The organism is Streptomyces pseudogriseolus (assembly GCA_002154585.1).
In the GTDB taxonomy this organism is placed as follows: Bacteria; Actinomycetota; Actinomycetes; order Streptomycetales; family Streptomycetaceae; genus Streptomyces; species Streptomyces pseudogriseolus.
In genome coordinates this window covers 1-6,836 of the sequence record MUNG01000340.1, presented here as the reverse complement: position 1 = coordinate 6,836, position 6,836 = coordinate 1, and the positions used below count along the sequence as shown (strand labels likewise).

7 protein-coding genes are annotated in these 6,836 nt (G+C 73.8%); 5 read left to right on the top strand and 2 right to left on the bottom strand.

What is annotated here, in order from left to right; genetic code table 11:
- Window positions 1–50 precede the first annotated feature (50 nt).
- The gene (locus CCN29_RS26515) at window positions 51–1,712 is read left to right on the top strand and encodes a penicillin-binding transpeptidase domain-containing protein (RefSeq protein ID WP_006135825.1); all 1,662 of its coding nucleotides are present in this window, start codon (window positions 51–53) and stop codon (window positions 1,710–1,712) included.
- Between the two features lie 297 nt (window positions 1,713–2,009).
- On the opposite strand, the gene CCN29_RS26510 is transcribed toward CCN29_RS26515, so the two are convergent.
- Window positions 2,010–2,372: an SsgA family sporulation/cell division regulator gene (locus tag CCN29_RS26510; protein WP_006135826.1), complete on the bottom strand. Its 363-nt coding sequence runs from the start codon at window positions 2,370–2,372 to the stop codon at window positions 2,010–2,012.
- Between the two features lie 210 nt (window positions 2,373–2,582).
- On the opposite strand from CCN29_RS26510, the gene CCN29_RS26505 reads away from it, so the two are divergent.
- The 4 genes from CCN29_RS26505 to CCN29_RS26490 all read left to right on the top strand — a co-directional run bounded on the left by CCN29_RS26505 (window position 2,583) and on the right by CCN29_RS26490 (window position 6,477).
- The gene (locus CCN29_RS26505; protein WP_031064907.1) at window positions 2,583–3,695 is read left to right on the top strand and encodes an energy-coupling factor ABC transporter permease; all 1,113 of its coding nucleotides are present in this window, start codon (window positions 2,583–2,585) and stop codon (window positions 3,693–3,695) included.
- A gap of 1 nt (window position 3,696) precedes the next feature.
- Window positions 3,697–4,458: a cobalt ECF transporter T component CbiQ gene (gene cbiQ / locus CCN29_RS26500; RefSeq protein WP_086685019.1), complete on the top strand. Its 762-nt coding sequence runs from the start codon at window positions 3,697–3,699 to the stop codon at window positions 4,456–4,458.
- Complete coding sequence (locus CCN29_RS26495) at window positions 4,446–5,216, top strand: energy-coupling factor ABC transporter ATP-binding protein (protein WP_031023041.1); 771 nt, start codon at window positions 4,446–4,448, stop codon at window positions 5,214–5,216. The genes cbiQ and CCN29_RS26495 overlap by 13 nt, the downstream gene beginning before the upstream one ends.
- An 82-nt stretch (window positions 5,217–5,298) precedes the next feature.
- Window positions 5,299–6,477: a serine hydrolase domain-containing protein gene (locus CCN29_RS26490; protein WP_086685016.1), complete on the top strand. Its 1,179-nt coding sequence runs from the start codon at window positions 5,299–5,301 to the stop codon at window positions 6,475–6,477.
- A gap of 13 nt (window positions 6,478–6,490) precedes the next feature.
- Here CCN29_RS26490 and CCN29_RS26485 read toward each other — a convergent pair whose 3' ends face one another.
- Window positions 6,491–6,766, bottom strand: coding sequence for a DUF1876 domain-containing protein (locus tag CCN29_RS26485; protein ID WP_006135831.1), 276 nt, complete (start codon window positions 6,764–6,766; stop codon window positions 6,491–6,493).
- Between the last annotated feature and the right edge of the window lie 70 nt (window positions 6,767–6,836).

The window sequence follows — 6,836 nt, the reverse complement described above, 5'->3', positions numbered from 1 at the left end:
CCACGCGGGCCGCGGGGGGCCGGGGCGGGGCGACGGAGGAACGGACACCAGTGGGGAACAGAGGGCGCGCCGGGGACCGGCGGAACATCAGACCGGTCGTGATCGGCGCGGCGATGGCCGTGCTCGTGGGCGGCGCCGGCTACGGCGCGTACGCACTCGTGGAGGGCTCCGGCCGCGACGGCGGGGACACCGCCACGCAGGCGGAGACCGTGAAGTCCGGGCCGCTGACGGCCGACGAGGTCACCGCCGCCGCCGAGACGTTCCTGACCGCCTGGCAGTCCGGCCGGGTCGCCGAGGCCGCCGCCGCGACCGACGACCCGGTGGCCGCGAAGGCGGCGCTCGCCTCGTACGTCAAGGACGCCCGCGTCCGGAACCTCGCCCTCACGCCCGGCGCCCCCGCCCGGGCCTCGGTCACGTTCTCCGTCAAGGGCACGGTGTCGTACGAGCAGGAGAGCAAGCCGCTGACGTACGACAGCACGCTGACCGTGGTGCGCCGGGCCGGGGACGGGGAGCCGCGGGTGGACTGGCGGCCGTCCGTGCTGCACCCGGAGCTGCGGGAGGGCGACAAGCTGGTCACCGGTGAGGCGGGCACCCCGCCGGTGAAGGCGCTGGACCGCGACGGCGGCGAGCTGAGCACTCAGAAGTACCCGTCGCTGGGGTCGGTGCTGGACGGGCTGCGCGAGAAGTACGGCGAGAAGGCGGGCGGCGAGGCCGGCGTGGAGCTGCGCGTGGTGCGCGGCGAGGCGTCGAAGAAGGCGAAGGTGTCCGACACGACCGTGCTGGAGCTCAGCGAGGGCACGCCGGGCACGGTGAAGACGACGCTGAGCCCGTCGTTGCAGGCGCTCGCCGAGGCCGAGGTGGCGAAGCGGAAGCACGCCTCGGTGGTGGTGGTGCGGCCGTCGACCGGCGAGATACTCGCGGCGGCGAACTCCTCGCGCGGCTTCAACGTCGCCTTCCAGGGGTCGCTGGCGCCGGGCTCCACGATGAAGGTGGTCACCTCCTCGATGCTGATCGAGAAGGGGCTCGCGTCGATCGACAAGAAGCACCCGTGTCCCAAGTACTTCAGCTACGGCGGCTGGAAGTTCCAGAACCTCGACAAGTTCCAGATCAAGGACGGCACCTTCCGCGCGAGCTTCGCCGCCTCCTGCAACACGGCCTTCATCAGCCAGGCGCCGAAGCTGGAGGACGACGACCTCACGAAGCACGCCCAGGACTACTTCGGGCTGGGCCGCAACGACTGGCAGGTCGGCGTGTCCACGTTCGACGGGGCGGTGCCCGTGCAGTCGAAGGCCCCGATGGCCGCGTCGCTGATAGGCCAGGGCGGGGTGCGGATGAACCCGCTGAACATGGCGTCGGTGTCGGCGACGGTGAAGGCCGGTGTCTTCCACCAGCCGTACCTGGTGTCGCCGGAGGTCGACGGACGTCAGCTGGCGACGGCGCCGCGCACCCTGTCCGCGGGCACGCTGACGCAGCTGCGGGAGCTGATGTCGTACACGGCGACCGCCGGCACGGCCGCGGAGGCGATGGCCGGGCTGGACGGTGAGCGGGGCGCGAAGACCGGGTCGGCCGAGGTGGACGGGCAGAAGAAGCCCAACGGCTGGTTCACCGCGTACCGCGGCGACCTGGCGGCGGCCGCGGTCGTCCAGTCCGCCGGCCACGGCGGCTCCACGGCGGGCCCGATCGTGGCGGCACTGCTGAAGGCGGGCGGCTGAGAGGCCCGGTGCGATCGCCCGCCCCGGGCAGCCGGCCGCAGTCCGGAGCGGCACGCCGCGCTTCAAGTTGCGGCAGGCCGCGACTCCGAGCGGGCGTGGCGGTTCGGGGCGGCACGCCGCGACTGCACGCCGCGTCCAGCGGCGGGATGCCGCAGGTCAGGACGGTACGCCGCAACCCGGCGCGAGGCGCCACGGTTCAGGGCAGGGCGCGTGGTTCGGGGCGGGGTGCCGTCGCCGTGTCAGGGCCCGCCGGCGCGCTCCGCCGCACTCCGGCCGGGCGGGCGAGCGGCCGGCCGGTCAGTGGGGGACCGGCTGGGCCGTCTTCACGTGGGTGAGGCGCAGGAAGCGGGACAGGGTCTTGGCGTCGAACTCGACGACCGAGTGCCCCTGGCCGGTGTGGAACTCCACCACCGCCTGGACCCGGCCGCACGGCCACACCCGTATGCCGCCGCTGTCCACGGGTGCGGTGAGGCCGTGTTCCAGCAGGTCGCGGTCGACGACCCATTCGAGGGGCCGCGTCCCGGGCAGACCCACCCGCACATGGCGGGGGTCGTCCTCGGGGTCGTACCGCAGCACCACGGGGACGGCCCCGTGACTCTCCAGCAGGGGATCCTCATCCGTCACGATGTGGACTCGCGCGTACTGCTCGATCACGGACATCGGTGGGCCCCTTACGCTGCGTAGTGCGCCTGGCGAGGCGTACGTGGCTTATCCGCCGTTTACCCACCCCCGTCCCATCGTGCACCTAAATCGGAATCCGCGCTTCCGAGCGGCTCGTAGCACAGATGAGGTAGGCGGAAAGTAAGACAAGAGGTTGAACAAGTCACTCGCTCTTGCGAAAGGTTCGCAAGAGGACACATCATCGGGTCCGTGCACGCACCTGACGGATTCATCGACGTCCCCGTATCCGCCGCCGCCGGCGTCCTCGCCGCCGGCGCGATCGCCGTGAGCCTGCGCGGCGCGCGCCGCGAGCTCGACGACACCGCGCGCCCCGGCGCGGGCGGCGGCGTCGGCGCCGACCGCACCGCCCCGCTGGCCGGCCTGGTCGCGGCGTTCATCTTCGCCGTGCAGATGCTGAACTTCCCGGTGGCCGCCGGCACCAGCGGCCACCTCCTCGGCGGCGCCCTCGCGGCGATCCTCGTCGGCCCGTACACGGGCGTGCTGTGCGTGTCCGTGGTGCTGCTGCTCCAGGCCGTGCTGTTCGCCGACGGCGGCCTGACCGCGCTCGGCGTGAACATCACCACCATGGCGCTCACCACCACCGTGGTCGCCTACGCGCTGTTCCGCGGCCTGGTGAAGGTGCTGCCGCGCTCCCGCCGCTCGGTGACCGCCGCTTCCTTCGTGGCCGCCCTGGTCTCCGTCCCCGCCTCCGCGGTCGTCTTCACGCTGCTGTACGCGGTCGGCGGCACCACCGACGTGTCGATCGGCAAGGTCGCCACCGCGATGGTGGGCGTGCACGTCCTCATCGGTCTCGGCGAGGCCGCCATCACCGCGCTGACCGTCGGCGCGGTGATCGCCGTACGCCCGGACCTGGTGCACGGGGCGCGCGGGCTGCGGCAGAAGCTGAAGCTGCGGGTGGACGGCGAGCTGGTCGACGCCCCGGAGACCCCGGAGAGCGCCGAGCCCGTCCCGGCCGCCGCGCGCTCCCCGCGCCGGGTGTGGATCGCCGGCCTGGTCACCTCGCTGGTGCTCGCCGGGTTCGTCAGCTTCTACGCCTCCGCGAACCCGGACGGCCTGGAGAAGGTCGCCGCCGACCACGGCATCGACCAGCGGGCCGAGGAGCACGCGACCGCGGACTCGCCGCTCGCCGACTACGGCGTGAAGGACGTCGACGACGCCCGGCTGTCCGGCGGTCTCGCGGGCGTGATCGGCGTGGGCGTGACGGTCGTGGCGGGCACGGGCGTGTTCTGGGCGGTCCGCCGCCGGCGCACCGCCGACGACGAGCGGTCGGAGACCTCCTCCCCCGCCGGCACGAGCGTCTGACGTGGGCGCGGGCCACACCCACCGGCTCCACCGGCACGGCGACTCCCCCGTGCACGCGCTGCCGCCGCACACCAAGCTCGCGGCGGTGCTCGCCTTCGTGATCGTGGTCGTGTCGACGCCGCGCGAGGCGATGTGGGCGTTCGCGGCGTACGCGGTGCTGCTCGGCGTGGTCGCGTACGCGGCGCGCGTGCCGGCCGGGTTCCTGCTGAAGCGGCTGCTGATCGAGGTGCCGTTCGTCGCGTTCGCGGTGCTGCTGCCGTTCGTCGCCGAGGGCGAGCGGGTGGACGTCCTCGGGCTGTCGCTGAGCGTGAACGGTTTGTGGGGCGCCTGGAACGTGCTGGCCAAGGGCACCCTCGGCGTCGCCGCGTCCGTCCTGCTCGCCGCGACCACCGAACTGCGGGAGCTGCTGCACGGCCTCCAGCGGCTCAGGCTGCCGCCGCTGCTGGTGCAGATCGCGTCCTTCATGGTCCGCTACGGCGACGTCATCACCGACGAGATGCGGCGGATGCGGATCGCCCGCGAGTCCCGGGGCTTCGAGGCGCGCGGCATACGGCACTGGGGGGTGCTCGCCAAGTCGGCGGGCGCGCTGTTCATCCGCTCCTACGAGCGCGGCGAGCGGGTGCACCTGGCGATGGTGAGCCGCGGCTACACCGGGGTCATGCCGGTGATCGACGAGGTGACGGCGTCCCGGGCGCAGTGGTCGTACGCCCTGGCCCTCCCCTGCGCCGCCCTCGTCGTGTGTCTGCTGGGATGGACCCTGTGAGTACTGCTTCCCTCGAGGTCTCCGGCCTCGCCTTCGCCTACCCCGACGGCCATCAGGCCCTGTTCGGCGTGGACTTCACCATCGGGCGCGGCGAGCGGGTCGCGCTGCTCGGGCCGAACGGCGCCGGCAAGACCACGCTCGTCCTGCACCTCAACGGCATCCTCGGCGGCGGCGCCGGCACGGTGCGGGTGGCCGGCCTGGAGGTCGGCAAGCGGCACATGGCGGAGATCCGGCGCCGGGTCGGCATCGTCTTCCAGGACCCGGACGACCAGCTGTTCATGCCGACGGTGCGGGAGGACGTGGCGTTCGGTCCGGCGGCGGCCGGGGTGAAGGGGGCCGAGCTGGAGGCGCGCGTGGACCGGGCGCTGGAGCGGGTCGGCATGGCGGAGTTCAAGAACCGCCCGCCGCACCACCTGTCCTTCGGGCAGCGGCGCCGGGTGGCCGTGGCGACCGTGCTCGCGATGGAGCCGGAGATCCTCGTCCTGGACGAGCCGTCGTCCAACCTCGACCCGGCGTCCCGCCGCGAACTGGCCGACATCCTGCGGTCGTTGGACGTGACCGTGCTGATGGTCACGCACGACCTGCCGTACGCGCTGGAGCTGTGCCCGCGCGCGCTGGTGCTCAGCGACGGCGTGATCGCGGCCGACGGCCCGACGGCCGATCTGCTCGCCGACGACGCGCTGATGCGGGCGCATCGCCTGGAACTGCCGTACGGCTTCGACCCGCGCTCCGTGCCGGCGCCGCCCGGCCGTGGGTGACGGGCGCGCCACGCCCTGGAATCGCAGGCGCGGTGGCGTGGTTGCACCCACTGTCGCGGGCGAATGGAAGGAACGACGGGAAGTGCGGGAATCGGACGTCGAGGTGCACGGCACGGTGGCCGGCGGGTGGGAACCGGTCCGGGAGGCGTTCGCCCGGAACGTCGAGCGGCTCGCGGAGCGGGGTGCGGCGCTCGCCGTGTACCGGGACGGGCGCCGGGTCGTGGACCTGTGGGCCGGGACGAAGGACGTCGACGGCGAGGAGCCGTGGCAGCGGGACACCGCCCAGGTCGTGCGGTCGGCGACGAAGGGCGTGGCCGCCGCCGCGGTGCTGATGCTGTGCGAACGCGGGCTGCTGGACCTGGACGCGCCGGTCGGCCGGTACTGGCCGGAGTTCAAGGCGCACGGCAAGGAGGGCGTGCTGGTCCGGCACGTCCTCGGGCACCGCGCCGGGCTGCCCGTGCTCGACCGCCCGCTGAGCCTCGCCGAGGCCGCCGACCCGGTACGGGCCGCCGAGGCGGTCGCCGCGCAGGCGCCGGTGTGGGAGCCGGGCACCGACCACGGCTACCACGCGCTGACGTACGGCTGGCTGGTGGACGAGCTGGTGCGCCGGGTGACCGGCCGGGGCACCGGTGAGTGGATCGCGGCCGAGATGGCGGCTCCCCTGGGCCTGGACCTGTGGGTGGGCCTCCCGTCGTCCGAGGAGCACCGCGTCGGCCGGGCAGGCAAGGTCGAGGCGCCCGAGCCGTCGGGGGCGCTGCGCGCCCGGCCCAAGCGGTCGGTCACCGCCGCCTACGCCGACCCGGACTCCCTCACCCGCCGCGCCTTCGCCGCGATCGACCCGACGCCGGACCACAACGACCCGGCGTTCCACGCGGCCGCCCTGCCCGCCGCCAACGGCATCGCGACGGCGGACGGACTCGCCCGCTTCTACGCGTCACTCGTCGGCCCGGTCGACGGGGGGCGGCTGCTCGCCCCGGACACGGTGGAGCGCGCCCGCGCCGAGGAGTCGGCGGGCCCCGACCGGGTCCTGGTGGTCGGCACCCGCTTCGGGCTCGGCTACATGCTGCACGGCAGCGCCTCCCCGCTCCTGGCCCCGGGCTCCTTCGGCCACCCCGGCCGCGGCGGCTCCCTCGGCTTCGCCGACCCGGAGTCGGGCATCGCCTTCGGCTACGTCACCAACGGCTTCCGCAGGACGGTCACGGCGGACCCCAGGGCGCAGGCGCTGATACGGGCGGTACGGGAGTGCGTCACCGCGTCCTAGACGCGGGTCGTGCTCAGACGTGGATCGGGTGGGAGACGCGGCCGGACGCGTCGTCGATCTCGCGGTGCGCCTTGTCGAGCATCTGCATGGCGAGTTCGTTCAGGGCCCGGGCGCCGGCGATCTCCTCCCCGACCCGCGGCTGATTGGAGTCGGTGTAGTGCCGGGACGCGTGCCCGTGGCCACGCACCTCGGACCCGTCGGGCAGCCTGACCATCGCGACCGCGCGGGTGTGCTGGTCGTCCTCCACGAACTCCATCTCGACGTGCCATCCCACTGCGGTGTGCATCATGACGGATCACCTCCGGATTCCTCTCGTTCCAGAGTGCGCCTCCCGCCCACCCGCCGCACGCGCCCGGGCG

Bases quoted from the DNA above. Each gene is read 5' to 3' on its own strand.
- CCN29_RS26510 (WP_006135826.1), bottom strand. From the start codon at position 2,372: ATGTCCGTGATCGAGCAGTACGCGCGAGTCCACATCGTGACGGATGAG.
- CCN29_RS26495 (WP_031023041.1), top strand. From the start codon at position 4,446: ATGGACCCTGTGAGTACTGCTTCCCTCGAGGTCTCCGGCCTCGCCTTC.
- CCN29_RS26485 (WP_006135831.1), bottom strand. From the start codon at position 6,766: ATGATGCACACCGCAGTGGGATGGCACGTCGAGATGGAGTTCGTGGAG.